Origin of the sequence: Paenibacillus sp. sptzw28, assembly GCF_019550795.1 — a bacterium.
GTDB lineage: Bacteria > Bacillota > Bacilli > Paenibacillales > Paenibacillaceae > Paenibacillus_Z.
Genome location: NZ_CP080545.1, coordinates 3,645,061 through 3,671,119, shown reverse-complemented (window position 1 = coordinate 3,671,119; position 26,059 = coordinate 3,645,061). Strand labels below are relative to the sequence as shown.

The 26,059-nt window shown below is 49.4% G+C and carries 27 protein-coding genes; 26 read left to right on the top strand and 1 reads right to left on the bottom strand.

Features of this window, described 5'->3' with window-relative positions; genetic code table 11:
* The first annotated feature begins 56 nt into the window (after window positions 1-56).
* The 7 genes from KZ483_RS16605 (at window position 57) to KZ483_RS16575 (ending at window position 5,780) form a co-directional block, all read left to right on the top strand.
* Window positions 57-827: an ABC transporter ATP-binding protein gene (locus KZ483_RS16605; protein ID WP_220348572.1), complete on the top strand. Its 771-nt coding sequence runs from the start codon at window positions 57-59 to the stop codon at window positions 825-827.
* Entirely contained in the window at window positions 802-2,793 is a 1,992-nt protein-coding gene (locus KZ483_RS16600; protein WP_220348571.1) for an FtsX-like permease family protein, read from the top strand. Before KZ483_RS16605 ends, KZ483_RS16600 begins: the two co-directional genes overlap by 26 nt.
* A complete protein-coding gene (locus KZ483_RS16595; protein WP_220348570.1) occupies window positions 2,793-3,425 on the top strand; it encodes a DedA family protein in 633 nt (210 codons plus the stop codon). Before KZ483_RS16600 ends, KZ483_RS16595 begins: the two co-directional genes overlap by 1 nt.
* A complete protein-coding gene (locus KZ483_RS16590) occupies window positions 3,425-4,261 on the top strand; it encodes an undecaprenyl-diphosphate phosphatase (protein ID WP_220348569.1) in 837 nt (278 codons plus the stop codon). Before KZ483_RS16595 ends, KZ483_RS16590 begins: the two co-directional genes overlap by 1 nt.
* A 138-nt stretch (window positions 4,262-4,399) precedes the next feature.
* Window positions 4,400-4,561 (top strand): hypothetical protein, encoded by a 162-nt coding sequence (locus KZ483_RS16585; RefSeq protein ID WP_220348568.1) that lies wholly within the window; start codon window positions 4,400-4,402, stop codon window positions 4,559-4,561.
* A 1-nt stretch (window position 4,562) separates the two neighbouring features.
* Window positions 4,563-5,081: a DUF3231 family protein gene (locus KZ483_RS16580; protein WP_220348567.1), complete on the top strand. Its 519-nt coding sequence runs from the start codon at window positions 4,563-4,565 to the stop codon at window positions 5,079-5,081.
* Between the two features lie 135 nt (window positions 5,082-5,216).
* Complete coding sequence (locus KZ483_RS16575; protein WP_220348566.1) at window positions 5,217-5,780, top strand: LmeA family phospholipid-binding protein; 564 nt, start codon at window positions 5,217-5,219, stop codon at window positions 5,778-5,780.
* 80 nt (window positions 5,781-5,860) lie between these two features.
* Here KZ483_RS16575 and KZ483_RS16570 read toward each other — a convergent pair whose 3' ends face one another.
* On the bottom strand, window positions 5,861-6,277 hold the full coding sequence (locus KZ483_RS16570) for a C40 family peptidase (protein ID WP_258881748.1): 417 nt from the start codon (window positions 6,275-6,277) through the stop codon (window positions 5,861-5,863).
* A 388-nt stretch (window positions 6,278-6,665) separates the two neighbouring features.
* Here KZ483_RS16570 and KZ483_RS16565 point away from each other — a divergent pair, with 388 nt between their 5' ends.
* The 19 genes from KZ483_RS16565 (at window position 6,666) to bacA (ending at window position 26,049) form a co-directional block, all read left to right on the top strand.
* Window positions 6,666-7,337, top strand: coding sequence for a response regulator transcription factor (locus tag KZ483_RS16565; RefSeq protein ID WP_220348564.1), 672 nt, complete (start codon window positions 6,666-6,668; stop codon window positions 7,335-7,337).
* Complete coding sequence (locus KZ483_RS16560; RefSeq protein ID WP_220348563.1) at window positions 7,334-8,737, top strand: sensor histidine kinase; 1,404 nt, start codon at window positions 7,334-7,336, stop codon at window positions 8,735-8,737. Before KZ483_RS16565 ends, KZ483_RS16560 begins: the two co-directional genes overlap by 4 nt.
* Window positions 8,738-8,751: 14 nt before the next feature.
* Entirely contained in the window at window positions 8,752-9,363 is a 612-nt protein-coding gene (locus tag KZ483_RS16555; RefSeq protein ID WP_220348562.1) for an undecaprenyl-diphosphatase, read from the top strand.
* Between the two features lie 42 nt (window positions 9,364-9,405).
* On the top strand, window positions 9,406-9,621 hold the full coding sequence (locus KZ483_RS16550) for a hypothetical protein (protein WP_220348561.1): 216 nt from the start codon (window positions 9,406-9,408) through the stop codon (window positions 9,619-9,621).
* A gap of 92 nt (window positions 9,622-9,713) precedes the next feature.
* Window positions 9,714-10,991, top strand: coding sequence for a bifunctional DedA family/phosphatase PAP2 family protein (locus KZ483_RS16545; protein ID WP_220348560.1), 1,278 nt, complete (start codon window positions 9,714-9,716; stop codon window positions 10,989-10,991).
* Between the two features lie 138 nt (window positions 10,992-11,129).
* Window positions 11,130-11,822: a response regulator transcription factor gene (locus tag KZ483_RS16540; RefSeq protein ID WP_220348559.1), complete on the top strand. Its 693-nt coding sequence runs from the start codon at window positions 11,130-11,132 to the stop codon at window positions 11,820-11,822.
* An 82-nt stretch (window positions 11,823-11,904) separates the two neighbouring features.
* Window positions 11,905-12,828, top strand: a complete 924-nt coding sequence (locus KZ483_RS16535) for an ABC transporter ATP-binding protein (RefSeq protein WP_220348558.1) — start codon at window positions 11,905-11,907, stop codon at window positions 12,826-12,828.
* Window positions 12,821-13,582, top strand: a complete 762-nt coding sequence (locus KZ483_RS16530) for an ABC transporter permease (protein ID WP_220348557.1) — start codon at window positions 12,821-12,823, stop codon at window positions 13,580-13,582. The genes KZ483_RS16535 and KZ483_RS16530 overlap by 8 nt, the downstream gene beginning before the upstream one ends.
* 24 nt (window positions 13,583-13,606) lie before the next feature.
* Window positions 13,607-14,515: a sensor histidine kinase gene (locus tag KZ483_RS16525; RefSeq protein WP_220353491.1), complete on the top strand. Its 909-nt coding sequence runs from the start codon at window positions 13,607-13,609 to the stop codon at window positions 14,513-14,515.
* Window positions 14,516-14,661: 146 nt separating this feature from the next.
* Window positions 14,662-15,861 carry an ornithine--oxo-acid transaminase gene (locus KZ483_RS16520; protein WP_220353490.1) on the top strand — a complete coding sequence of 400 codons (1,200 nt, stop codon included), beginning with the start codon at window positions 14,662-14,664 and terminating at the stop codon, window positions 15,859-15,861.
* 19 nt (window positions 15,862-15,880) lie between these two features.
* A complete protein-coding gene (gene pruA, locus KZ483_RS16515) occupies window positions 15,881-17,431 on the top strand; it encodes an L-glutamate gamma-semialdehyde dehydrogenase (RefSeq protein ID WP_220348555.1) in 1,551 nt (516 codons plus the stop codon).
* A gap of 188 nt (window positions 17,432-17,619) precedes the next feature.
* Window positions 17,620-18,768 (top strand): MGDG synthase family glycosyltransferase, encoded by a 1,149-nt coding sequence (locus KZ483_RS16510; RefSeq protein ID WP_220348553.1) that lies wholly within the window; start codon window positions 17,620-17,622, stop codon window positions 18,766-18,768.
* Window positions 18,769-18,932: 164 nt separating this feature from the next.
* On the top strand, window positions 18,933-19,832 hold the full coding sequence (locus KZ483_RS16505) for an alkaline phosphatase family protein (RefSeq protein WP_258881289.1): 900 nt from the start codon (window positions 18,933-18,935) through the stop codon (window positions 19,830-19,832).
* Between the two features lie 208 nt (window positions 19,833-20,040).
* Complete coding sequence (locus KZ483_RS16500) at window positions 20,041-21,501, top strand: sensor histidine kinase (RefSeq protein ID WP_220348551.1); 1,461 nt, start codon at window positions 20,041-20,043, stop codon at window positions 21,499-21,501.
* Window positions 21,502-21,513: 12 nt separating this feature from the next.
* On the top strand, window positions 21,514-22,200 hold the full coding sequence (locus KZ483_RS16495; protein WP_220348550.1) for a response regulator transcription factor: 687 nt from the start codon (window positions 21,514-21,516) through the stop codon (window positions 22,198-22,200).
* A gap of 91 nt (window positions 22,201-22,291) precedes the next feature.
* The gene (locus KZ483_RS16490; RefSeq protein WP_220348548.1) at window positions 22,292-22,744 is read left to right on the top strand and encodes a divergent PAP2 family protein; all 453 of its coding nucleotides are present in this window, start codon (window positions 22,292-22,294) and stop codon (window positions 22,742-22,744) included.
* 54 nt (window positions 22,745-22,798) lie between these two features.
* The gene (locus KZ483_RS16485) at window positions 22,799-23,974 is read left to right on the top strand and encodes an MGDG synthase family glycosyltransferase (protein ID WP_220348546.1); all 1,176 of its coding nucleotides are present in this window, start codon (window positions 22,799-22,801) and stop codon (window positions 23,972-23,974) included.
* Window positions 23,961-25,151, top strand: a complete 1,191-nt coding sequence (locus KZ483_RS16480) for an MFS transporter (protein ID WP_220348545.1) — start codon at window positions 23,961-23,963, stop codon at window positions 25,149-25,151. Before KZ483_RS16485 ends, KZ483_RS16480 begins: the two co-directional genes overlap by 14 nt.
* A gap of 85 nt (window positions 25,152-25,236) precedes the next feature.
* A complete protein-coding gene (bacA, locus tag KZ483_RS16475; RefSeq protein WP_220348544.1) occupies window positions 25,237-26,049 on the top strand; it encodes an undecaprenyl-diphosphate phosphatase in 813 nt (270 codons plus the stop codon).
* The last annotated feature ends 10 nt before the right edge of the window (window positions 26,050-26,059 follow it).

The window sequence follows — 26,059 nt, the reverse complement described above, 5'->3', positions numbered from 1 at the left end:
TTATATAATCAAGACATAACGATCGTTTCAAAAAAACGATAAGGGAGCCGTTACAGGTGTCTATTTTGGATGTGAAAAACGTATCGAAAATTTACGAAGGCAAAGTGTCCAATAAAGCATTGGATAATGTTCAATTTTGTGTTGAGGGCGGCGAATTCGTCGGAATAATGGGACCATCCGGGAGCGGGAAAACGACCCTGCTCAACGTAATCGCTACGATTGACGAGCCTACTTCCGGAGAGGTCCGGATTAACGGGAAGGATCCGCACGGTTTAAACAGGAAAGAGACGGCATTATTTCGCCGGCATCAGCTGGGTTTTGTGTTCCAGCATTTTAATTTGCTTGACTCGTTAACCGTTGAAGAAAATATCGTGCTGCCGCTCACGCTGGACGGTGCGTCCGTGAAAGAAATGGACAGACGGTTAATGGAAGTGGCGAGGAAGCTGGGCATCGAAAGTATTTTGAAGAAACGGACCTATGAAATATCGGGAGGGCAGATGCAGCGGACAGCGATTGCAAGGGCGATCATTCATCGGCCGTCGCTGATCCTGGCGGATGAGCCGACGGGAAACCTGGACTCGAAAGCTTCGAGGGACGTAATGGAGACGCTCTCGGCCATTAACGAACAAGAACGGGCGACGACTCTTATGGTTACGCATGATGCCGCCGCCGCCAGCTACTGTCATCGGGTCATATTTATTAAGGACGGCAAATTTTATAACGAGATTTATCGCGGTAACAACCGCCAGACGTTCTTCCAGAAAATTCTCGACATGCTGTCGCTGTTGGGAGGGGAGAGTCGTGACATTTCGGCAGTTCGCTTATAGAAATGTCACCCGCAACAAGCGGACATACGCCGCGTATTTCTTCAGCAGCGCCTTCTCAGTCATGATATTCTTCGTTTGCGCGTTGTTCATCTTCAATCCGAACGTTAAGGAAGGCGTTATAGCGAGCATTGCCGTTCAAGCGATGATGGCGGCCGAATGTATCATGTATGTGTTCTCGTTCTTATTCGTTCTTTATTCGGTCAGTTCGTTTCTGAAGACGCGAAAGCGGGAATTCGGGATCCTGATTATGCACGGTATGACCAAAGGCCAATTGAACCGGATGGTTTTTCTTGAAAATATGATCATCGGGCTTGGGTCCATCATGACGGGAATTTTGGGTGGTTTATTGACGGGAAAGCTATTCCTTATGGTCGGTTCCAGCTTTCTGGGGATTCCGTCCATGCCCTTGTATGTTTCATGGCAGGTACTGGCGCTTACGGTCAGCTCATTCGTGCTGCTGTTCCTGATTATTTCGATTTGCACGTCCGTGCTTACGCGCACGAATAAGTTAATCGAATTGTTTCAAGCCGGTCAGAAACCAAAATCCGATCCGAGGAGCTCCGTATTTCTATCGATTCTTGCCGCAGTACTCCTGATTGCGGCCTACTATTTGGCGGCAACCGCCACGGTTGCCACGGTATATGTACGCATGCTGCCGGTCACGGCAATGACTATTACCGGTTCCTATTTCTTTTACACCCAGCTTAGTGTTCACATGATCAAGATACTCAAGAAACGCAGGCCGTTTTTTTTGAGAAGGACCAATATTGTCATGATTTCGAGTCTTGCGTACCGTCTGAAGGACAACGCCCGGATGTTCTTTATGGTAACCGTTATTTCGACTGTTTCGTTCTGCTCGGTTGGCGTATTTACTTCTATAAATACGTTATCCAAACAATTCCGCGAAGATTACCCGGCCGCTGTCGGCTATCTCGCGAAAGACGGCAGCCGGGTCGAACAGCAGCACCTGATGGAGATTCGGGAAGAATTGTCAGCCAAAGGCATCCCGTATGAAAGCTTCACACTGCCGATAAAATATGCGGATGCGGTATCGTCCACACCCGGTTCCACGGCGAAACAGCTGCACCTGATATCATTCTCAGATTACAGGAAAGCAGTAAATATGGCAGGATTCACCTTCCGGGAACAAACGTTAACCGGAAGCCAGGCGCTGGTCATGATAGCTTCGCAAAGGGATAAAGCCTACCTAACTGAACGCGGGATGACAGAGTATACGTTGAAGGAAAATAACCTCGTCATTCGCGAGAAAGGTTATACGGAACATGTGGCCGTACCCGATTACTTACTGGCCGACCTTGACGAGGATTTGAACATAACTGACTTTGACGAGGATATTGACGGCACCTTCAGCGGGCTGGTTGTCAGCGATCAATTATTCGACCTGATCGCAGCCCCGGCCAAAATCGACCGGTATACGGGATTCTATGTTCATGATTTTGAACAAACAATGGGGATCGCGGGTCACCTGGCAAAGGATGGCGCAGTCAGATATGACATGAGCAAGCCTTATGCGATCACCATAAGCGGGACTCTGCAGGAGGTGCAAAGCGGCTTATACAGCATCATGCTGTTTGTTGCTCTGCTAATCGGAACCGTATTTTTCATCGCGGCCGGCAGCTTTCTCTATTTCCGTCTATATGCCGACCTTGACTATGACCGCCGCCAGTTTGCAACGATAGCCAAGATCGGATTAACGGACCCGGAGCTCACTAAAATTGTCACGAGGCAGCTGGCATTGTTGTTTTTTGTGCCGATAGGATTCGCGGGTGTTCACAGTGTTTTCGCCTTTATTGCTCTCCAAAAGTTCTTTTTCCTATCTATTGCAAGTGAGATGGGTGTTGTTCTGGTCAGCTTTTTCATCGCCCAAATTTTCTATTTCTTCTTCATCCGCAACCGATATCTACGAAACCTGAAGAAAGCTTTAGTTAACGGAGGTCTACGCTAATGCAAAATTGGATTACCGCATTTATGGAACAGTTCGGGTATCTCGGCATCGTGGTCATGATTGCTCTTGAAAATGTTTTTCCCCCGATTCCCTCGGAGGTCATTCTCACATTCGGCGGCTTTATGACTACCCATACAGATTTGACGGTTCCCGGAGTGATTGCGGCAGCTACAGCCGGCTCTGTTGCCGGAGCGGTTATTCTTTACGGGATCGGCCATCTTCTTCAGGTGGAAAGGCTGGAGCTAATCGTTAGCCGCTGGGGTCATATCCTGCGCCTCACCAAGGAAGATATCCATAAAGCCAATAGATGGTTCGAGAAATACGGCTATTGGACGGTGCTGTTCTGCCGGATGATTCCGCTTATACGAAGTCTTATTTCCATTCCCGCGGGAATGTCCGGCATGAAATTCTGGCTGTTCGTCTTGTTTACAACAATAGGAACCTTGATCTGGAATATTATTCTTGTGCTGATTGGAGCTTCTCTGGGAGAATCTTGGCAGGAAATCCTCGGCTTCATGGACGTTTATTCGAATTTTACATATGCGGGAATTGGTTTAGGCTTGATCGTTTTGATTATCTTATACGTTCGTAAACGGAGAAAAGCCGGGCGGCACTTGGGAGAGATTAAATAGTGAACATTATTGAGATATTAAAAGCGATCGTGCTTGGGTTTGTCGAAGGAGTTACGGAATTCGCGCCGGTATCGTCTACCGGACATATGGTCATTGTAGACGATATGTGGCTTCAGTCCGAACAGTTTCTAACCAAATATGTAGCCAATACGTTTAAAGTCGTTATTCAGCTCGGATCGATTCTGGCCGTCGTCATTATCTTTAAAGACCGGTTTCTCGATCTCTTGGGACTGAAATTGAAAAGGCGGAGCGGGCCAACCGCCCAAGGGGAGGGGCGTCTTAAACTTACTCAGGTTATTGTCGGTCTGCTTCCCGCAGGTATTTTGGGACTGCTGTTTGAGGATTATATCGATGAACATTTATTTTCCACCGGAACGGTATTAGCAGGATTGGTCATAGGTGCTATATTCATGATTGCAGCGGATAAATTCCGCGCCAAAGTTCCAAAAGTCCAGACTGTCGACCAAATTACCTACAAGCAGGCGCTAACCGTGGGGCTCATTCAATGTTTTTCTTTATGGCCGGGATTCTCCCGGTCAGGCTCGACTATTTCCGGTGGCGTCCTGCTTGGAATGAGTCACCGCGCAGCAGCCGATTTCACCTTTATTATGGCCGTTCCTATTATGCTTGGGGCCAGCTTGATCTCGCTGCTTAAGAACTGGCAGTACTTCACATTAGACGCCCTGCCGTTTTTTATCGCAGGCTTTGTCAGCGCCTTTGTGTTTGCATTGATCTCGATACGTTTCTTCCTGAAGCTTATCAACAGAGTTAAGCTCGTACCGTTCGCCGTTTACCGGATTATTCTGGCAGTGATCGTCTATGTCGTTTATTTCTAAAATGCCCCGGTCAGCCCTTCTTCATGCAGTGGAATAAAATTATTGCGAATGCAGATAATGAAGCAGTCAAACAGATATTACCTTTAAAGCATAGCAGGTAAGTTGTTCCACCAGCAGTTAATGAAGGAGACAATGACTATGGAAGAGAATCGGGATTCATCGAAGCTCGAGGGCGATGCCCTTACACGAGAGCTGCTTAGCGATGTTTACGCCGCCGGCACCAGTGACGGAATACATCAGCTGGCGAAGCAAGAGGTATTTGTGCCGAATGAGCCACCAACGATTGAAGGAGATGTCTAGCATGGGTATATTGGGCGGTAACCCGAAGAATGAGCCTTTGCATTACGGTGAAGTCTACGATCTGTGGCAGTTCTCGGCAATGGCCAAAGGATGCATCTCCAACTACCGCGCGCTGCAGTATCATGCCGGTGACAAGGAACTGAAAAGCGTATTGCACGACCTTATCAATCAGGCCGAGCTGGAGGTCAGCGAATGCGATACCATACTTACTCATAACGGTATTGCTCCTGCTCCTGCACTGCCGGAGCGGCCGGAGGCCAAGCTTGAGGACATTCCGGTGGGAGCAAGATTCAGCGACCAGGAAATCGCAATGAAGACTGCGGCGGATTCATCGATGGGTATGGTCGCGTGCAGTTCAATGATGGGCAAATCCATCCGCGAGGATATCGGCGCGCTGTTCGCCAAATATCATGCGACCAAGACCGCAATGGGACTTAGAATCCTGAGGATGAACAAGGAGAAGGGCTGGCTGATTCCCCCTCCGCTTCAAATAAAAAGGCCCGATTTGGTCCAGGCGTAGGCCGAGCTTCAGGATGAAATCCTGCACATACAAGTGCAGGATTTTTATATTTTGGATGATTAAAAACGCTTCCTCGCAAGCGACCCGATGTTATAATTGTGGGAGGACTTAACAAGCGCGAGGTGGCAGCACAAGATGAACAGATGGATCAAATTCATACTTGTTTTTATTGCGGTTATTATTTCAGGCATCGTTATTTTATTAAGGCATATATCTCCCGATCAAGCCCTCAACTTGAATTATACCGAGGTGCCCCTTGGTGAGAGAGCTCTGGAAATGGTCCGACATCAAAGTCTTGATCTGGTGCTTACGGAGGACGATATCAACAATTTCGTCAAAGAGGGGCTGGCGCGTAAAGCTGATTATAGGCCGGGTGTTAGCATCACCGGCGCGCGCATTCATCTTGCGGGAGAACGTTTAATCGCCGATCTCAATATCAAGGTATTCGGGCGTATTGATATTGGACTTGCTGTAACATACCGGTTGGAGTGGAAGGAACCGGACCTCGTCGCAACGGCCCAGGAAGCAAGAGTGAAATCCCTCGTTCTGCCGAAGGCGTTATTCGATGATTTCCTCATACCGATTGGGAGCGGGCTGCCGAAACCGCTTAAGGTGCAGAGCGTCCTGGTGGGCGATGATCAAATGACGATCCGGCTGCAGAAGCCCAGGCTTCGAGATCTGCGGGAACTGTTCGGGTGAGGCAATCGGAGTCTTCAAGAAATAATAAAACGAGCTTTCCTTCATCGAAGGAAAGCTCGCTTTCATTACACTAAATTCTATTAACCGACACGGCGTGCTGTTTGATATTTCTTGCTCCACCAGCCGGATTTGATGCTGGAAATGGTAACGCCCGGTTTGCCGTAAGTGTGGATAATCTTGCCGTCTCCGATATAAATCGCCACGTGATGAACCGGGGAGTAGAAGAACACCAGGTCTCCCGGACGCAGTTGGCTTCTCGGTACGAATGAGCCGACACGAGATTGCTGCTTAGAGGTGCGCGGCAGGTAGATGCCGTGTTTTTTGTATACATACTTGGTGAAAGAAGAACAGTCGAAGATGTCCGTGCGCGACGTCGATGCGCCGAACTTATAAGGTGTTCCCAAATAGCGTTTTGCAGTAGCGGTAATATTGCTTGCAGTAGAAGCGGATGTTGCATGGGCTTTCGGCGGCCCCATAACCAATGCGCCTGTTGCCATGATGGAGAAGCTGACGGTAAGAGCGATAACTGTCTTGAAGAATTTGTTCAACACGATATTGCCTCCCTGTTTTATGATGTAATAATGCTGGAGTCGATGACTACACATACTATAGCATGTTTAAAACTTCCATCATTTACATAGAAAGCGCTGTCATCTATGGTCTCAACGGTTTGCGCCCAATAATGAGAATTCGATTAAAAAATCTTAATCGTTTCCCTCTGGACAAAGCGGCATTCTGTCGTTCTAACATCTGCGTGGTATAAAATGCGGTGTTTTCTGTTAAAAGATTTGAATTTTCTCAGCGTATTTTCATTTACATCGATTATAATGACGTGGAAACAATAAACACGATAACCGAAACAATCCGGGTACAAGAGGGAAAATCATGAAAAAAATTCTTGTCATCGAAGATGAAGTTAATTTTGCCAGATTTATCGAACTCGAGCTTACTCATGAAAGCTACTCGGTCACGGTCGCTTATGACGGGGAGAAAGGGCTGAAGCTGGCTCTTAGTGAGGAATGGGATTTGATCCTCCTCGATTTGATGCTTCCAGGACTTGGCGGCTTCGACGTATGCAGACGGGTTCGGGAGAAGAAGCTCACGCCGATCATCATGCTGACCGCAAGAGACAGTGTAATCGACCGGGTATCGGGGCTTGACAGCGGAGCGGACGACTATATTCCCAAACCGTTTGCGATCGAAGAGCTGCTTGCCCGTATTCGCGCCCTGCAGCGCCGCGTGGACAAGTATGGTGACAGCCAATCCTTGCTTACTTTCAGGGATATAAGCCTGAATACGGATTCGCGAATCGTAATGAAGGGAGAGCTGTCCATCTCTCTGACAAAGAGAGAGTTCGATTTGCTCGCTTTATTCATGAGCAATATTAACCGCGTTTTGACGAGAGACATGCTGCTAGATAATGTGTGGGGCTTTGATGCCGAGGTGGAGATGAATGTCGTAGACGTTTATGTCAGATACGTTCGCAATAAACTGGGAGATTCCGGCGAAGAAGGCTATATTCGAACCCTTCGCGGAATCGGATATGTGATGCGATGACAGCTCTTATCGCGCGTATTAATGCGCTGCCTGTAAAGTGGCGTCTTACCTTATGGTCGTCGCTGTTCATCATCATCCTGTTCGCCTGTTACAGCGGCGCCCAATATTTGATTCTCAACAGGTGGGCAATGAGTCAGGAGCAGCAGACGCTGCAAAAAAGCTTTGAAGAGATACAAGGCTATTTCGCCGATAAGGCCTCGACAGATATAGCGGGAAGCAGAAGCTTCCTCGGCAAAGTGAACCAAAGCAATCAGATGATTCGCATTCTTGATGATAACGGTCGCGTGGTTCTTACGATCAGCGATATTCTACCGAGTCAATGGGTACTGCCTCAAGTGGCTGAGGCAACGAAGCTGGTGCAGGTGTGGCACGGCGACGATCATTTGTTGATTCTGCGCAGTCCGTTGATACTCACCTCCTTCACCGGTACCATCGAAATTGTGAGAGATCTGGAAACGTACGAGAAAGTAAATCATATTATGCTTCTGATTATGGCTGTCGGGGGGCTTATCGGCATAGCAGTGGGCATTCTGGGCGCGGTGCTGCTCGCGAGACAGTTGGTCAAGCCTGTTGCCGTTCTGACGGAGACGATGGGAAGAATAACGCATAACGGTTTGAATGAGAGAGTCGATTTTATTCCCAATAAGGACGAACTGTCGGTACTCAGTCAAATGTTCAATGAAATGATGGACCGTCTCTCATCGTCGTTTCAGCAGCAGAAGCAGTTCGTAGAGGATGCGTCGCACGAGCTGCGTACGCCCATAGCAATTATCGAAGGCCATCTGGCGATGCTGCAGCGGTGGGGGAAACGCGACCCCGCGATTCTGGACGAGTCGCTCAAGGCGTCGCTTCAGGAACTGGCCCGGCTGAAGAAGCTGTCGCAGGAGCTGCTCACCCTGTCGCGCGCCGAAGCGTTGACGCAGCAGCTCCCGGAACTAATCGATCCCATCCTTTCAATCAGGCAATTGACCGATGATTTTGCCGTTCTCTACCCGGCGTTTACGTTCAATACCGACTATGAAACGGCATCCGGTGTGTTGATCGCCATGAACGAAGATCATTGGAAACAAATCCTGATTATTATTCTGGACAACGCGGTTAAGTATTCCGGTGATAAAAAGGTAATACGGCTGCATGTAACAGTAACTCCCGAACGCTTATTCCAGCTGAAGGTTACCGATTATGGAATCGGGATCCCTGAAGAGGAAGTCTCACGCGTGTTTGACAGATTCTATCGTGTCGATAAAGCGCGAAGCCGGACATTAGGCGGGAGCGGCCTCGGTCTCTCGATCGCCAAACGAATGGTGGAAGGTTATCAAGGCGCAATCAGCATTACAAGCAAGGAAAACCATGGGACGATTGTAACCGTTACGCTGCCGCACAATGGCGTGGATGAATAGAAAGGGGAATACCTATGTTTATATCGCAAATGGATTATTCCATCTTTGAAATTATCAATAATCTCGCTGGACGGATGCCCTGGCTTGATGCAGTTATGCGTTTTTTTGCCTCGGACGGCTCTTACTTATTCTACGCGGGCATCATCGTATACTGGTTCAGCCGGACGAGCGACTGTAGACGGATGGTAGGCGAAGCGCTGGTGTCGGCATGCGCAGCTTTTGGAATCGGCGTGGTCTTGAGTCATTTATTCTACCGGGACCGTCCGTTCGTCGTTCATCACGTTACCCAATTAATCGGCCATCCGGCCAATGCCTCCTTTCCCAGCGATCACGCAATCGGCGCTTTTGTCATCGCAACATCGATCTATATGTTCAGGAGGCGAGACGGCTTAATATGGCTGCTGATAGCGGCGTGTATCGCTTTCTCCCGTGTGTGGACAGGAGTTCACTATCCCCTGGATGTAATCGCCGGAGCTATTATCGGTATCGGATCCGCCGCAGGAATACACGGGTTGTTCCACCGTTCCTTTCAAGTAAGGAAGTGGTTTGAATCTGGCCTCGGATTGTATGAAGGAGTGGAGCGGCGAATTTGGCCGAAAGGTTTATCGCGGACGGAGCGGCCTTAGTATGGAGCCTTGCAGCCGGATCATTGAGAGGACGTGAAGCGGGTGATAGTGAAAATTCTGCTCTTGATTTCCGGACTCGGCCTTTATTGGGCCATGATAGTCGGGCACGAGCCGACAGCGGAAAAATTGGTTGCAGCCGAAATCGGGTCTTTGGTGCTGTTCTGCGGCATTGCAGCCATATTGCGGTCAATACCCGATAAAACCGACTTGGAGAAAGATAAGATGAGTTTGTTTAGCGATGATAGTACAACAAACTAAACAGGCATTCGGTCAATGGCCACTGGGAAGAACAACCCTGGAAGGCGCCGAGAGTCGAATAGAGTCTGGAGACCTGCCCGGAGGGATCGAGTATGCAATTCTTGACGCAATGGTTGGATCATTACGGTTACGGTGTGCTGTTTATAGCTCTAGCGCTCGAAATGCTCGCTCTTCCGCTTCCCGGTGAAATATTGCTGAGTTATACCGGCTTGCAGATTTACGAGGGGAAGTTAAATTGGCTGCTTTCCCTGGCATCTGCGGGCGCGGGAGCCATTGCCGGAATAACCGCAGCTTATTGGATCGGCTTCAAACTCGGCAAGCCGTTCTTCGAGAAATATGGTTCCCGGTTTCATATGGGGCCGGAGAAGCTGGCTCAAGTGTCGGAGTGGTTTGATAAATATGGGAACAAATTGTTGATCATCTCGTTTTTTCTGCCAGGCGTGAGACACTTCACAGGTTATTTCTCGGGAGTTACCCGGATGTCTTTTCGCAAATATGCCGTTTTTGCCTATTCGGGGGCTCTTTTATGGGTGGGAGTATTCATTACTCTCGGGAAATTACTTGGTCCCAAGTGGGAGAAATACCATCACACCATTAACCGCTACCTGCTGATTGCCGGTATTGCGGCTTTTGTCGTCTTTATCCTGGTTTATCTGTACCGGAAGAATAAGCAGCTTATTTTTACCCGCATGACGGATTTGCTTGAAGCAGGAATCCGGCATTTTCATTCTCTCGGCAAGGTGAAATTTATCGTTCTGTCGGCATTTGCCGTATTTATTCTGTTCTTCTCCCTGATGATCGGATTGATTCAGGATTTCCTGGCTCAAGAATTCTCCCTCTTTGACCAGCTGACTTCATATCTTGTGCATGCAATATTTGGCGCGGGCTGGGATGCCTGGATGAGCCGTTTCGCCTTGCTCGGCTCTTACCTTGTCTTTATTCCACTCATTGTATTTACTCTGGTTTGGATCATCGTCAAAGGCAAGGACCGCCGTCTTGAAATGAGTTTTCTTGCCGTGGTCGTCATAGGCGGGGAAGTGCTAGACGAAGGGCTGCGCTGGTTGTTTCACCGTCCGGGTCCGATTTCAGGCGGGTTCCAGTTTTTCAATACTTTTCCGAGCAAGGAGACTCTTACTTCCATAACGGTATGCGGCTTCGCGGCGTATTTGCTGGTTCGGCATTATGGAAAAGTATATATTCGATTGGCCGCAGCGGCAGTCGTGATTATACTGTGCCTGCTTGTCGGGTTAAGCCGAATCTATTACAATGTGCAATACCCGAGTGACGTTGCCGCGGGTTATGTATTCGGCGGCACTTGGCTCAGCCTGAATGTAATCCTGCTTGAGATCTTTCGAAAGATGAAGCAATAACGGCAGGGACTGTTGTTTTTAGGAGATCAGTCCATAAAAAACCAGCCCCAGCGGCTGGTTTTTTGCATTGCCTTCATTGTCTGAAACCGGATGTAGGTTTATGATAGAAGTAAAAGAATTCAATTTATAGGTGAACTTATGGAGAAACCGGTAAATATTTTGGTGGTGGAAGATGATGACGACATCAACCGGTTATTGTGCGGGATTTTGAGGAAAAGCGGTTATTCCCCTCAGCCTGCCTATTCCGGGACGGAGGCGCTGCTTTATTTGGAGAAGCAGGAATGGCATATGGTTTTGCTGGATTTAATGCTGCCCGGAATGACCGGGGAAGAGCTTCTAGCCCGAATCAATCGGCAAGGCTCGTATCCTGTAATCGTGATCTCGGCTAAAGAAGAGCGCCAGACCAAAATTGAAACGCTGCGGACGGGTGCGGATGATTATATTACGAAGCCCTTCGATATTGAGGAAGTATCGGCCCGTATCGACTCACATTTAAGGAGATTCGCACGCTTTACCCCACAGACCGGACAAATTCTTCTCAAGCACAAGGATGTCACTCTCGATCCGTATGCGAAGACTGTATCCGTGAATGATTCGGAGCTGAGCTTGACGGCGCGGGAATATGGCATTTTGGCGCTTCTCATGTCGTCTCCGCGAAAGATTTTCACGAAAGCAAATGTTTTTGAGAGCGTGTGGGGCGACGATTTTCTTGGCGATGACAATACGATCAATGTCCATATGAGCAATTTGAGAACGAAGCTGGCGAAAGTAAATCCGGGTGAAGAGTATATCGAGACGATTTGGGGCATGGGGTATCGCCTTAAGTCTTAAGGTTTTCTTAAGCGTTAGCTTTAACTTCTCTTATGGTTTCGTCTTTATGCTTAAGCTATCACATAAAGGAGGCCATGGCGAAATGAACGAATATGTTCTCAGGACCAATAATCTCAGCAAAAAATTTAAGAACAGCTATGCTTTGGATAAAGTCAATCTTTCGATCCGAAAAGGCGCTATATACGGGTTTATCGGACAGAACGGGGCTGGCAAATCAACCCTGATCCGAATCGCGACAGGACTTGCCTTCCCTACGGGCGGTTCAATCGAGCTGTTCGGTGAGAGCGGCGCCCAGGAGCTTACACTTGCCCGCAAGCGGATCGGATCCATTATTGAAGGACCGGCCTTGTACCCGCATATGACGGCTGAGGACAATCTGGAGGCTCATAGAATTCTGAAAGGGATCCCCGGTAAAGAGTGTACCCGGAAAACACTGGCTCTCGTCGGACTGGAAGAGACGGGCAAGAAGAAGGCAAAGAACTTCTCATTAGGTATGAAGCAACGGCTGGGCCTTGCGATCGCCTTGCTGGGAGACCCGGAGTTTCTCATACTCGACGAGCCGACTAACGGGCTGGATCCGATGGGCGTTGTCGAGATGAGAGAGCTGCTAAAGCGGTTGAACCGCCAGCAGGGAATTACCATTCTCATATCGAGCCACATCTTGAGCGAGCTGCATTTGCTGGCGAGCCACTACGGCATTATTCATCACGGCAATCTGCTGGAGCAGCTGACAAGCAAGGAGCTGCAGGAGAAGTGTCAGCAGTATTTGCATATTAAAGTGAACAATCCGGGTAAAGCAGCGGCGGTCATTGAACATGAGCTTGCCACCACCGACTTTGAGGTGATGCCGGAGAGTGTCATCAAGCTGTATAAGCATCTGGAACAACCGGGCAAAGTCTCGGCCGCCTTATCCGCCGCCGGGCTCGTAATTGAGCAATTCATGCCGATGGGAGAAGATTTGGAAGGCTTCTTCACGAAGCGGATCGGGGGGCTGCATCATGGATAATCTCGTCAAAGCGGAATTATTCAAGCTGCGTAAAGACAGATCGTTCTGGACGCTCGTTTACCTTCTCATCGCCTTTGGTGCTGCATATCCGATCATCGAGTATATTGACAATCTCTCGGACGGTGTTAAACAGAGCACAGGCATTGAATTCTTTATTAAGGGACTCGGGGGAAATGCGTACATCATTAAGTTCGGAGCTGCGATTTTCGCCGGGTTTTTCATTGCCAGCGAGTATTCGACGGGCGTCATGAAGACAATCGCATCGTCAGGCAGCAGCAGAAGCCGGATATTTGCAGCCAAGCTGCTTGGCTTCTCAGCAGGGACGATGGTCATCTCCGTGTTGTTCCCATTGGTAAGCGCTGCGGTAGCTTCGCTTTTCTCCGGGATCGGTGAATTTCCGGCAGCCGTTGACGGACTTTATATATGGAGAACGGCAGGCTTGTCGCTGCTTTATGCGGCGGGCATCGCTTCCATTGCAGCGTTCTTCTCGGCTATCTTCACGGAGAGCGGCAAGACGATCGGCTTCTCAATGGTGTTCTTCCTTCTTGTCGATTCAATCCTCGCCGGTATAGGCAGTTATCTCCCGCTGCTTAGGACCGTATATGATTACTCGGTGTTCAAGCTCATTCAGGATATCGGTAAATTCAGCCTGAATAACAGCGAAATGGCAACGATCGTGCTTGTACCGGTTATAACGTTTATTGTTTTCGGGCTCCTGAGTATTCTGGTCTATCGCAGGAAGGAAATTAAATAGCTTTCGGGAAAGCGGGTGGGAAGCATGATCTATATCACGATTGTTTCGGTTATAGCCGCGTTAGCTTTCTTCATCCGCTTTATCTTCATGAAGAAAGAAATGACAAGCATTACCAGGCAGCTTAAACAATACAACAACCGAACCACTGAGAAGAAAATCGATCTTGCGTTTTACGATAAGCACCTGGAAGCGCTTGCGGCCGAGATCAATCGCCAGTCCGATCTCGTTACGGAGGCCAATGCCCGGAGAAGACGGACTGAAGATGAGCTTAGGCAGGCGGTTTCCAATATGTCGCACGACATCCGCACACCGCTTACCTCTATCTTCGGGTATATCCAGCTGCTCGAAGCCGAGGAGCTTACGATGGAGGAGAAGAAAGAATACTTGTCGGTTATTAGAAACCGGACCAAGCGGCTGCAGGAACTGTTGAACGATTTCTTCGAATTGTCCCTGATTGAATCCGTCGACTATCCATTAAGGCTGGAGAGGTTAAAAATGACTAACGCGGTCTCGGAAATCCTGATTGGATTCTATGACCGGTTTAACGAACAAGGCATTAAGACGGCTATTCACCTGCCTGATGAAGAAATTGTTATTATCGCTGATGACTCTGCGGTAAAAAGAGTCATTGAAAACCTTCTTCTCAATGCGGTCGTTCATTCAAGCGGAAGCGTGTCGGTTCACCTTGAGAAGCGGCATTCAACTGCCGTATTGACGGTAAGCAATGAAGCCAAACATGTAACCGAATACAACCTGGGGATGCTGTTCGACCGGTTTTACAAAGCGGACCGGGCAAGGTCCGGTAAAGGCACCGGGCTCGGCTTATCCATAGCCAAAAGCCTGATGTTAAAAATGGACGGGAAGCTATCCGCCGAGCTAAAAGCCGGCAGGCTGCACATGAAATGCGAGTGGAAGCTGAGCACGGCAGTCTAGTCGCCCGAGGTACACAGGTTCGTCCTTGAGTTCCATAGTAACGCCGGTTTAATTGGCGCCTTAAGCACGCTTGACGCTCTCAACACACGCTCTGGTGAATATAATATAATGCGGATTTTCCAGAACCGGATGAAATGAGGGAAGACATGAGCCACAATACCGATGTTATGACCAAGACGGAGCGCTACGGCGCACATAATTATCATCCGCTTCCGATTGTTATCGCCAAGGCCGAAGGCGTCTGGGTCGAGGACCAAGGCGGAAACCGCTACATGGATATGTTAAGCGGTTATTCCGCTTTGAACCAGGGGCACCGGCACCCGCGCATTATTGAGGCATTGAAGTGTCAGGCCGACCTTGTAACATTGACCTCCAGGGCATTCTATAACGAGCCGCTTGCCGAGCTGCTGGAAATGCTCACCGCCCTGACCGGCAAAAATATGATCCTGCCGATGAACACAGGCGTTGAAGCCGTAGAGACAGCGGTCAAAGCGGCTCGGCGCTGGGGCTACCGGGTGAAGGGCATTGCGGACGGACAGGCGGAAATCATCGTCTGTTCCGGAAATTTTCACGGCCGGACCATTACGGTTACCTCTTTCTCTTCGGAGCCCTCGTACCGGGAAGACTTCGGTCCGTTCACTCCTGGGTTTACAATCATTCCGTATGGCGATACGGAAGCATTGGAACGCGCGATAACGCCGCGCACGGCAGCGTTCCTGGTCGAGCCGATCCAGGGAGAGGCCGGCGTTGTCATTCCGCCGGGCGGATATCTGCGGCGAGCGGCAGCTCTGTGCCAAGAGAATAACGTCCTGCTCATGGCTGACGAAATCCAGACCGGGTTCGGCCGCACCGGCAAACGGTTCGCCTGCGATTGGGAGAAAGTCGTCCCCGACGTTTATATAATGGGTAAGGCGCTGGGGGGAGGCGTTTTCCCCGTCTCCGCCGTTGCGGCGGACAGCAGCATACTTGGTCTATTCGAGCCCGGCTCCCACGGATCTACCTTCGGCGGGAATCCACTGGCAAGCGCCGTCGCCATTGCGGCACTGCGGGTAACCGAGGAGGAGCGGCTGGCTGAACGGTCGCTTGAACTTGGCGACCGGATGCTGGCAATGCTGCGCACGATTCAGCATCCGGACATTATCGATATCCGGGGGAAAGGGCTGCTCATTGCCATTGAAACAGGCGGTCCCGCCCGCCGCTATTGCGAGAAATTGAAGGAAGCGGGGCTCTTATGCAAGGAAACGCATGACCACGTTATTCGTCTCGCACCGCCGTTAATTATTTCGGAGGCCGACATGAAATGGGCCGTTGAACGTATTAAGGACGTTTTCAGATCACTCCAGTAGCAGAAAGGTGGAAACGAACATGAAGCCATACCGGCCGGAACCGTTTACCGATTTTTCAGATACAGAGAATCATGAAGCACTCGCCGCTTCCATAAGACTCGTACAGGGTGAGCTTGGACGCGAATACCCGCTTATTATCGGCGGGCGCCGAATAATGACGGAAGATACGTTTAACTCAATCAATCCTTCTAACAGCAGTCAAATTATCGGCACAATGTCCAAAGCAAATGCACAGCTTGCCGAGCAAGCGATTCAAAGCGCCGGCGAAACGTTCCAAGTCTGGTCTCAGACCCCTGTCCGTGAGCGGGCAAGGCTGCTGTTCAAGGCTGCCGCTATACTGCGACGACGGAAGCATGAATTTAACGCCTGGCTTATGCTTGAGGCAGGAAAGCCGCGCGCCGAGGCGGATGCAGACACTGCCGAAGCGATTGATTTTATGGAATATTATGGGCGTCAAATGATCGAAATGAGTGAAACTGCTTCGAGTAAGCTCGTCTGGATGAACGGGGAGGACAACGACCTTCAATACATCCCGCTCGGCGTCGGTGTCGTCATTCCGCCGTGGAACTTCCCCCTCGCGATCATGGCAGGCATGACGACCGCCGCCGTCGTCGCAGGCAATACTGTCGTATTGAAGCCGGCAAGCGCGACGCCGGTCGTCGCCTTTAAATTCATCGAACTGATGGAGGAGGCGGGAATGCCGGCCGGAGTTGCGCAGTTCTTGCCGGGAAGCGGCTCCGAGATCGGCGATTTCCTTGTCACCCACAAGCTGACACGGTTCATCTCGTTTACCGGCTCCCGAGAAGTAGGGCAGCGGATATTCGAGCTTTCGGCCAAATCCGCTCCGGGACAAATCTGGTTAAAACGCTTTGTCGGCGAGCTGGGCGGTAAGGATGCGATTGTAGTCGACGGCGAAGCGGACCTGGAGGCAGCCGCCAGGGCGATCGTATCGTCCGCATTCGGTTACTCCGGACAGAAGTGCTCGGCGTGTTCACGTGCAATCGTGCACCATAAGGTCTATGACGCCGTCCTGGAGCGCTGCATAGAGCTTACGGCGAACCTTACGGCGGGCGATGTGCTTGATTTCGGCAATTACACGGGACCGGTCATCGACCGGAGTGCCTATAATAAAATATCCGGGTACATGGAAACCGGGGCAAGTGAAGGGCGGCTTATGCTTGGTGGAGGAAAGGCGGATACCCCGGGCTATTTCATTCAACCGGCTATTTTCGCCGATCTGGGGCCGGATTCGGTGCTTATGCAGGAGGAAATATTCGGCCCCATTCTGGCATTCTGCAAGGCGGGATCGTTTGACGAGGCGCTCGATATTGCAAATAATACAGATTACGGCTTGACCGGTGCGGTATTCTCGACGAATCCGAGCCATTTGGAAGCCGCACGCAGCCGGTTCCATGTCGGTAATTTATATATTAACCGGAAATGTACAGGTGCGATCGTCGGCGTTCATCCATTCGGCGGCTTCAACATGTCGGGCACGGACTCCAAGGCCGGAGGTCCGGATTATTTGCTCCAATTCACGCAGCTGAAGCTGATCTCCGAGCAGCTGTAGCTGAGAAAGGCTGGTTATTTAGCCGGTTCCGCGCCTGTCCGGCAGGGCGCGGGGCTTATTCCTGCTGCGATCTTCTTTCTAAGCATAATTTAATATACATGAATTATAATGAACTTGAGATAATAGAATGCAATAGGGGACAACCGATGATGAAAGTTTAGAATGATGAAAGGGGAAACCGTTGCAAAATGCAGAATGAAAAGATCCTGATACTTACTGGAAATTATGGCGAGGGTCATCTGAAGTCCGCCGCCGCCATAAGAGATTCGCTCAAAATCAGCCACCCGAGCGCAGAGCCGATCATTCTGGATGTCATGGAGCTGACCAACCCTTACTTTCAATCGATAAGCCGTTATATTTTTCTGAAAAGCGTCAAGAAGCTTCCTTCGGTTTACGGATATTTATATCGCAAAACAAGGCCTGTAAATCCGTTTTCCCAATTTCTCAAAAAACTGAATCATTTCGGTCTTGGACGTCTCTTGAATGTGCTTGAGACGATGCGTCCATCGATCGTAATATCCACTTTCCCTATCGCTGCCGGGGTCATGTCGTTTCTTAAAACCCATGGTCTAACGGGTGTCCCTACGGCAACGATCATTACCGATTATACGGTTCACAGCTATTGGGTTTACCCGCTTACCGATCTTTATATCGTCGGCTCTGATGAGGTGAAGCAGGGATTGCTCCGTCACCATATACCCGGCAATCAGATATCGGTTACGGGAATCCCAGTCCGGCTCGAATTCAGTCAATTTCACGATTCTGAGCTGCTGAAGAAGAAGCATAATCTGGATCCCTCACTTCCAACCGTACTGCTTATGGGCGGCGGATTCGGCCTTTTTGGAGAGGGATTGGATAGAATAGACGCTTTCGAGCAGGCAGCGGTCAGGTTTCAATTGGTAATCGTCTGCGGTCGCAATGAAAAGCTGAAGCAGCAGTTGAATACGAAGCTGAAGCACTCCAAGCATCGAATAGTGATCATCGGCTACACCGACTATGTGCACGAGCTGATGGCGGTTTCGGATTTATTGGTTACCAAAGCAGGAGGACTGACGATCTCGGAAGCGATGACGATGGAGCTGCCCATGATTGTTTATAAGCCGCTGCCCGGACAGGAAGAAGATAATGTAAAATACTTACTGAAATCGGGGACAGCACTTCATGCAGATACGCTTCAGGAATTGGTGAACCAGATCTCGGAGTGCTTCCTGCAGCCCAATATACTTAAGTCCATGCGGGAGAAATCTCGTAAAAGCGCGAAAAGACGAGCAGGGTTCGACGCGGCCGACGTGATTTGGCAGCTTCGTTATCAGCACGTGACGGCGGGAATGTGTTAGCAGATGAAAGAAGCGGTTCAGTCTACCAAAAAAAGCTGAGGCCCCGGTCCTTGAATGAACAAGGAACCGGAGCCTTTTTTTCTTTTTCGGCTTTCACATTATATTTTAATCTGTATCCTATACGATAGTGATGCTTGAATAAACCATGATCAGGAGACTGTACAATGAAAAGAATTGCTTGGGCATCGTTAATCGTAATCGTATTATTATCCATTATGAGCGGCATTGCTGCAGGACAAACTCCCGATAGCCGCGCAGGCGTTCCAGCCCGTCCGGGTTCGGTTGCGGCAGGGAAACTAATTCCGGATTCACCCGACCATATTGTAATCGTCATCGAAGAGAATCATTCGTATAAGGACATCATCGGCAGCCCGAATGCACCGTTTATAAACGAGCTGGCGAAGCAAGGGGCTGTATTCTCGAACTCATACGGTGTCCGGCATCCCAGCGAGCCGAATTATCTGGCATTGTTCTCCGGCTCCACGCAAGGCGTAAAGGACGATTCCTGCCGCCATTCGTTCAATAAACCGAATTTAGGCGCGGAATTGATTAAATCAGGGCATTCGTTCGGCGGCTATTCGGAGGATTTGCCGTCTGTCGGTTCTGCCGTATGCAGTATGAAAGGCTACGGGAGAAAGCATAATCCCTGGTCCGATTTTACAAACGTTCCTAAATCGGCGAATATGCCGTTGACGAAATTTCCATCCGATTACCGGAAGCTGCCTACGGTTTCTATTGTCATTCCGAATATGTCGCATGACATGCATGACGGGACCGTCAAAGAGGCGGATCAATGGTTGAAAAATCATATGGAATCCTACATCAAGTGGGCAAAGCAGCATAACAGTCTCTTTATTCTGACTTGGGACGAGGATGACTTTTCGAAGAGCAATCATATTCCGACGATTTTCGCCGGGCCTATGATCAAAGCAGGCGTGGACCATGAAAAAATAAACCACCTGAACGTACTGCGAACGATAGAGGATTTGTACCATCTTGACCATGTGGGAGAAACCGGCTCATCCTCGCCGATAACCGGTGTGTGGAACCGGCCCAAAGCATGAGTCGACGGGTTCGGCGCCAATTGTTAAGAATTATTTAATAGATGATTTATGGGGAGTTTATTCTATTGCATTACGATAAAGAAGGGAATAAGAAATTGGTGCCGTGGAGGAAGTGACAGGACCGGTGATAATCGCATGACTTGTTTTTTTCGCAAGGGTATCTTATGTTTGAACGAAGAGAAGTTTCAATAAGGAGATTCCCGCACTTATGTCCATTCGTTTGAAATTGCTTCTTTCTTACGCAGCAATGCTTGTTGTACCGCTGATCATGATTGTGATGATCTCGCTGCTTCTCGTCATCGTATTTCACGGCGATTTGCAGAATATCAAGAACACGTACGAGTCGACAGAAGAATCTTTCACTCATGAAGATTTTTTCCATCTGACGAATGAAATAAAGCGCACGGTCAGCCATAACCCGTCATTATTAACAAATCCGAGCTATTTGAACGACCTTAGCGAGGAGGTCAAGTCAAAGGATTCGACCCTTGCGGTTCGAATGAACGGCAAGCTCGTGTACGTGACGGACACTTTGCGTCAGCAGCCGGAGATTACTTCGAATTTACCGCCTTTTGAGCATGACGGCTACCGGAAACAGGGTGCGGCTGTGCGCTACGGCAACGAGCTTTATGTAATCACACAATTTGACTACGAGGCGAGAGATGGACAATCAAGCAGTTTTTTTATTGTAACGAAGGTGGACCCGGTAACGTATTACGCACGCAAATTTTTCCCGACTTTGTTTCTGTCGCTTGTTGTTATCCTGATGCTCACGCATCTGCTGCTGACCTATTTCATGTCCAAGCATATCATTCGTCCCCTGCAGGTGCTTAAAAAGGGAGCCAAGCAAATCAAAGAAGGCAATCTGGACTTCAAGGTCGACCTGAAAGGCAAAGATGAAATCGGCCAGCTTGGCATAGCCTTCGAGGAGATGAGGTATCAGCTCCAGCAGTCGATCAAGCTGCAGCTGCAGTACGAACAGAACAGAAAAGAATTGATATCCAATATATCGCATGATTTGAAAACGCCTTTAACGGCCATTAAAGGATATGTTGACGGAATTATGGATGGGGTTGCAGATTCGCCGGAAAAAACGAGAAAATATATGAAAACCATTTCAACGAAGGCGGAAGAAATGGATCAGCTCATCGATGAACTGTTTCTCTATTCCAAGCTCGATTTAAAAAGACTGCCGTTTTCTTTCGAACCGGTGAAGATGCAAGGTTTCCTGGCGGATTGGGCGGATGAACAGCAGTTCGAGCTTGAGAAGAAAGGAGTAAGCTTCGACTCCGACATTCGTTTGGAGCAAGAGGTGGAAGTACTGATAGACAGGGATAAATTCAAGCGTGTTCTGACCAATATAATCGAGAACAGCGTGAAATACATGGACAAGGAGAACAAACGGATAGGTCTGCTTGCATTTGCTGAGGGAGAAGCGATCCGAATTCAAATTGTCGATAACGGGCAAGGCATCGAATCCGCTGCGCTTCCGCATATCTTTGAGCGGTTTTACCGTGCGGAGGAATCGAGAAATGTCCGGACAGGCGGCAGCGGGCTCGGTCTGGCGATAGCAAGGCAGATTATGGAAGGCCATGGCGGTGAGATCGTTGCCGAAAGCAGCAAAGGGGAGGGCACCACGATCAAGCTTGCCTTTCCGATCCTTAGGTAAGGATGGAGACCTATGAAAACGATATTGATTATTGAAGATGAGCAAAGCATTGCCGAATTGCAGAGAGACTACCTGGAAATCAACGGATATCGCGCGGAGCTTGCGGCCAATGGTGAAATCGGCCTGGAGAAGGGGCTGACGGGAAAATACGATTTGGTTATACTGGATCTGATGCTGCCGGTCATTAACGGCTTCGAAATTTGCCGGCAAATCCGGGAGAAGCATAATATTCCAATCCTTATGGTTACGGCAAGAAGGGAAGACATCGATGTCATCCGCGGATTGGGCTTGGGGGCCGACGATTATATAACGAAGCCCTTTAAGCCGGGGGAGCTGGTGGCCAGAGTAAAAGCCCATTTGGCCCGGTACGAGCGGCTTATCGGGAGTAAAGAGCAGCGTAATGTCGTTCAAATTCGAGGACTGCTGATCGATTACGATACCCGAAGAGTGTATATGGATGACCGGGAAATCGTATTGACGACCAAAGAATTTGAGCTGCTGTATTTTCTGGCGATTCACCCGAACAGGGTGTTCAGCAAAGATCAGATATTCGAAAGAATATGGGGGATCGATGCGCTGGGCGATACACAAACGGTGACTGTTCATATCCGAAAGCTCAGAGAGAAGATCGAAGCGAACTCAGCCGACCCGCAGTATATTGAAACGGTATGGGGGGCGGGATATCGTTTGCGGGTTTAGAAATAATTAATAATAGCTTCACGATCGCTTCATCATTGATGTGTATAGTTAATGCATGATCAAATTTACCCGAAAAGGAGACAGATCCGCTTTGTCTATTTTCAACAATTTCCCTTTGATAGCGGCTCTATCGTCGATCATATTAGCCCAATTCGTTAAAGTTCCGCTCTATCTCATTACGAGCAAATCATTGAATATCAGATTGGGATTTAGTACCGGAGGCATGCCGAGCTCTCACTCCGCCGCTGTTTCTTCGCTGACCACGGCGATCGGAATATCGGAGGGACTGGCGTCTTCTTTATTCGCCATTTCCGTGGTTGTAAGCGCAATTACTATGTATGATGCGGCAGGGATCCGGAGGCATGCCGGCATGCACGCATCCTTCTTGAACCGGCTGGCCAAAACCATTCCTTCCATGAGTCAGCAGGAACCGAATCGAATGGAGCTTAAGGAGCTGCTCGGACACCGCCCGATCGAGGTATTCGCCGGTGCGGTATTCGGGATTATCATCAGTATTCTGCTTAAATTCGTATTTTTCGCTTAATAGCACGCTTTGCAAGCTCGCTGATGCCAGGCATGGAGAGGCAGGGAATCATTTATGAATAGAAACCTTAACATTCTTATTTTGTACGCCAAATTCGGCGACGGGCATTATCAGGTGTCCGAGGCGCTGCGGCAGCATTTTCTGGACAAAGGGATTCAGGGGGTCAAGCTTGTCGATTTGTTTGCCGAGGCGCACCCGGTCTTGAATGCGATTTCGCGTTTCGCTTATATCAAAAGCTCGGTATACTGGCCGGAGCTCTATGGCTGGACTTATTCCATTACTGACAAATTCAGGCCGAATGCACGATTGGGAAGATGGATCCATATGATCGGCGTTCAGAAATTGAAGGAAATTATTGCAAGAGAAAAGCCGGATGCAGTCATTCATACGTTCCCTTTCCTTGCTCTGTCGGAATTGCGCTATAAAACCGGTATTCCAATGATGAGCTTCACTGTTCTTACCGACTATGTTACGCACAGCCGTTGGATTCATCCGGAAACCGACCGCTATTTTGTCGCTAGCGATGAATTGAAAGAAAAGATGGTTGACAGAGGAGTTGACAAAGACCGGATTACCGTCAGCGGAATTCCGGTCAGAAGAGCTTTCAACACGCCATGCAACGAGCAGCACGTGTACCGGAAATACGGGCTTCAAGCGGGCAAGAAATATGTTCTTGTCATGGCCGGCGCTTACGGCGTCTTGTCAGATGTCGGCAAAATCATTGATGGTCTGTTGAACGATGAGCACGAGCTGCTTCTGGTTTGCGGCAGGAACCAGAAGCTGTATGCCGATATGCTGAAAGCCTTCGCAGGGAAGCAGAATGTCACTGTGTTCGGCTTTGTCGAGCACATCGAAGAGTTGATGTCGGTGTCGTCCTGCATGATCACGAAAGCCGGCGGCATTACGCTCTCCGAGGCGATGGTGCTGAAGCTGCCGGTAATCGTTTATCGCCCCTTGCCCGGCCAAGAGAAAGGGAATGCCGAATACTGGGCAGGCAAAGGGAATTTGCAAATCGTGAGCAATACCGGGGAACTGAAGCAGGCGATCAGGAGCACTATGAAACCGGAGGGGACCACCGATAAATTTTCCGCTGCAACCCAGCCTGTTAGCGGCAATCACTCGGCGAATACGATAGTGGAAGAAGTGTTAACACATTTGAGCAATTACGCTGTAGTGAGGCAGGCGGAGCCGGTGCAGCAGGGAAGGCAAGTTTTACATGATTACTCATAGCGGCAGGAACGAAACCGGCCGGTCTTCCGAATTTCTGTGGAGTTTATTTATCCTGTTTCTTGTGGAATTTGTCAGAGGCGCGTTTCTGATTTCCTATCTGCCTTCCTATGCGATCGACAGGCTGCATATATCGATATCGATTGTAGGCTTGGCGGTGTCCGTCCATTATCTGGCGGACAGCTTTGTCAAATGTTTTGTCGGTTATTTGCTTGACCGCGTTTCACCGAAGATTATTGTAAACTGTGGTTTATTTCTCTCATTATCGGCCATCTGCCTTATGGTTAACGCCCACACCCAGTGGCTGCTTATAACGGCTGCCGCACTTCTCGGGATCGGCGGATCTCCGATTTGGCTTATCTGCTTAAGTCATGTTCAGGAGGAAAAGCGGGCGTCGCAAATGGGTGTTCTCTATGTGTTCTGGATGTCGGGACTTGGACTCGGGCCTGTTATCATAAATTTCTTCATGGACATCGGATATACGGCTGCTTTCTCGGTAATGATCGTTCTATTTGCCATCGGGTGGCTGTTTGCGGCGCGGATGCGCCTGGAGAGGCAGGCTGCGGTATTTACACTCACCATTAAGGAACAGGGAAGAGCGGTGCTCAGCCGTCTCTCCAGTATGGGCTTTTTGCTGCCTGGAATGATACTGCAGACAACCGCAGGAGGAATTCTTGTTCCGCTGCTTTCGCCCTTCGCCACGCAGCATATCGGACTCAGTCATTCGGAGCTGTCCATTGCATTGGTTACGGGAGGGCTCTGCGCCGTACTTCTGCTCATTCCAATGGGAAGGCTGACCGATTCTCTGGGAGGAAAATGGTTCCTCGTCAGCGGATTCGGCGTATTTGCGCTGGCCATATACAGATTGACGTTTGCCAAAACATTCGCTGAGACGGAAACGCTATCCGTTATTCTGGGACTGTCTTATGCCATGTTACTTCCCGCTTGGAATTCTTTAATCGCACAATATGTCCCGAAAGAATCGGTCGGGACGGGGTGGGGAATGATTTCCACAATTGAAGGCTCAGGCGTGATTATAGGTCCGATGCTGGGCGGCTGGCTGGCAGAGAGGCTGCAGCCTTCCTTTCCGTTTTGGGTTTGTGCGGCAATATTTGCGGTCATCTCCGGATTTTATCTCTTTTCACCCGGAACGCGGTTTCAAACGAATACGCCCTGTTAAGAAAGATTTAATCATTGCTTCACGGATACTTTATTTTTACACGTTACATTTGGTATACGGGTACAAATAAAGGAGGAGTGAGGGATTGACGCAGGATATTGTAACAGCCGTAATTCAAGGAATTGTCGAAGGGCTGACGGAGTTTTTACCGGTCTCTTCAACCGGCCATCTGATTCTGACGGGCAGGCTTCTGGGTTTCACTGGTGATAAGGCGGATACTTTTGAAATTATTATTCAGCTTGGCGCTATTCTGGCCGTAGCGGTTATTTACTGGCGGAGATTATTAGGTTTGCTTGGATTAGCTAAAGTCGGAACAGACTCTGCGGGAGCCACCCGATTGAATCTCATTCATGTCATTCTGGCGTGTTTTCCGGCCATGCTGATGGGATTGATCTTTCAGTCCATTATAAAAAAGTACTTGTTCTCTCCGTATACGGTCTTGATTGGACTGGTTGTCGGCGGAATATTCATGCTCATTGGCCAGAAGATGCAGCCGAAGGTCGAGGCCGAGGGGATCGATCAATTGTCGTACCGCCAGGCTCTGCTGATCGGTATGTTTCAATGCCTCTCGTTATGGCCGGGCTTCTCACGATCCGGTGCGACGATTGCCGGCGGGATGCTTGTGGGAGCCAGCTACAGAGCCGCAACTAACTTTTCATTCCTGATTGCGATACCGATCATGTTTGCAGCGACAGGCTATGAACTGCTGAAAAACTACCATTCGCTATCGGCGGCGGACGCAGGCTTCTTTGCGACAGGATTTGTGGTTTCATTCGTCGTTGCACTTGCTGCGGTCATGACGTTTCTAAAGCTGCTCGCGCGCTTGAAACTGGCCCCATTCGCGTACTACCGTTTCGTGCTTGCAGCGGTATTTTTGATTTATCTGCTGGCATCTTAAGTGGAAGGAA

Coding starts and splice junctions, on each gene's coding strand:
- KZ483_RS16595 (WP_220348570.1), top strand. CDS start 2,793: ATGCAAAATTGGATTACCGCATTTATGGAACAGTTCGGGTATCTCGGC.
- KZ483_RS16585 (WP_220348568.1), top strand. CDS start 4,400: ATGGAAGAGAATCGGGATTCATCGAAGCTCGAGGGCGATGCCCTTACA.
- KZ483_RS16580 (WP_220348567.1), top strand. CDS start 4,563: ATGGGTATATTGGGCGGTAACCCGAAGAATGAGCCTTTGCATTACGGT.
- KZ483_RS16575 (WP_220348566.1), top strand. CDS start 5,217: ATGAACAGATGGATCAAATTCATACTTGTTTTTATTGCGGTTATTATT.
- KZ483_RS16570 (WP_258881748.1), bottom strand. CDS start 6,277: ATGGCAACAGGCGCATTGGTTATGGGGCCGCCGAAAGCCCATGCAACA.
- KZ483_RS16565 (WP_220348564.1), top strand. CDS start 6,666: ATGAAAAAAATTCTTGTCATCGAAGATGAAGTTAATTTTGCCAGATTT.
- KZ483_RS16560 (WP_220348563.1), top strand. CDS start 7,334: ATGACAGCTCTTATCGCGCGTATTAATGCGCTGCCTGTAAAGTGGCGT.
- KZ483_RS16555 (WP_220348562.1), top strand. CDS start 8,752: ATGTTTATATCGCAAATGGATTATTCCATCTTTGAAATTATCAATAAT.
- KZ483_RS16545 (WP_220348560.1), top strand. CDS start 9,714: ATGCAATTCTTGACGCAATGGTTGGATCATTACGGTTACGGTGTGCTG.
- KZ483_RS16540 (WP_220348559.1), top strand. CDS start 11,130: ATGGAGAAACCGGTAAATATTTTGGTGGTGGAAGATGATGACGACATC.
- KZ483_RS16535 (WP_220348558.1), top strand. CDS start 11,905: ATGAACGAATATGTTCTCAGGACCAATAATCTCAGCAAAAAATTTAAG.
- KZ483_RS16530 (WP_220348557.1), top strand. CDS start 12,821: ATGGATAATCTCGTCAAAGCGGAATTATTCAAGCTGCGTAAAGACAGA.
- KZ483_RS16525 (WP_220353491.1), top strand. CDS start 13,607: ATGATCTATATCACGATTGTTTCGGTTATAGCCGCGTTAGCTTTCTTC.
- KZ483_RS16520 (WP_220353490.1), top strand. CDS start 14,662: ATGAGCCACAATACCGATGTTATGACCAAGACGGAGCGCTACGGCGCA.
- pruA (WP_220348555.1), top strand. CDS start 15,881: ATGAAGCCATACCGGCCGGAACCGTTTACCGATTTTTCAGATACAGAG.
- KZ483_RS16510 (WP_220348553.1), top strand. CDS start 17,620: ATGCAGAATGAAAAGATCCTGATACTTACTGGAAATTATGGCGAGGGT.
- KZ483_RS16505 (WP_258881289.1), top strand. CDS start 18,933: ATGAAAAGAATTGCTTGGGCATCGTTAATCGTAATCGTATTATTATCC.
- KZ483_RS16500 (WP_220348551.1), top strand. CDS start 20,041: ATGTCCATTCGTTTGAAATTGCTTCTTTCTTACGCAGCAATGCTTGTT.
- KZ483_RS16495 (WP_220348550.1), top strand. CDS start 21,514: ATGAAAACGATATTGATTATTGAAGATGAGCAAAGCATTGCCGAATTG.
- KZ483_RS16485 (WP_220348546.1), top strand. CDS start 22,799: ATGAATAGAAACCTTAACATTCTTATTTTGTACGCCAAATTCGGCGAC.
- KZ483_RS16480 (WP_220348545.1), top strand. CDS start 23,961: ATGATTACTCATAGCGGCAGGAACGAAACCGGCCGGTCTTCCGAATTT.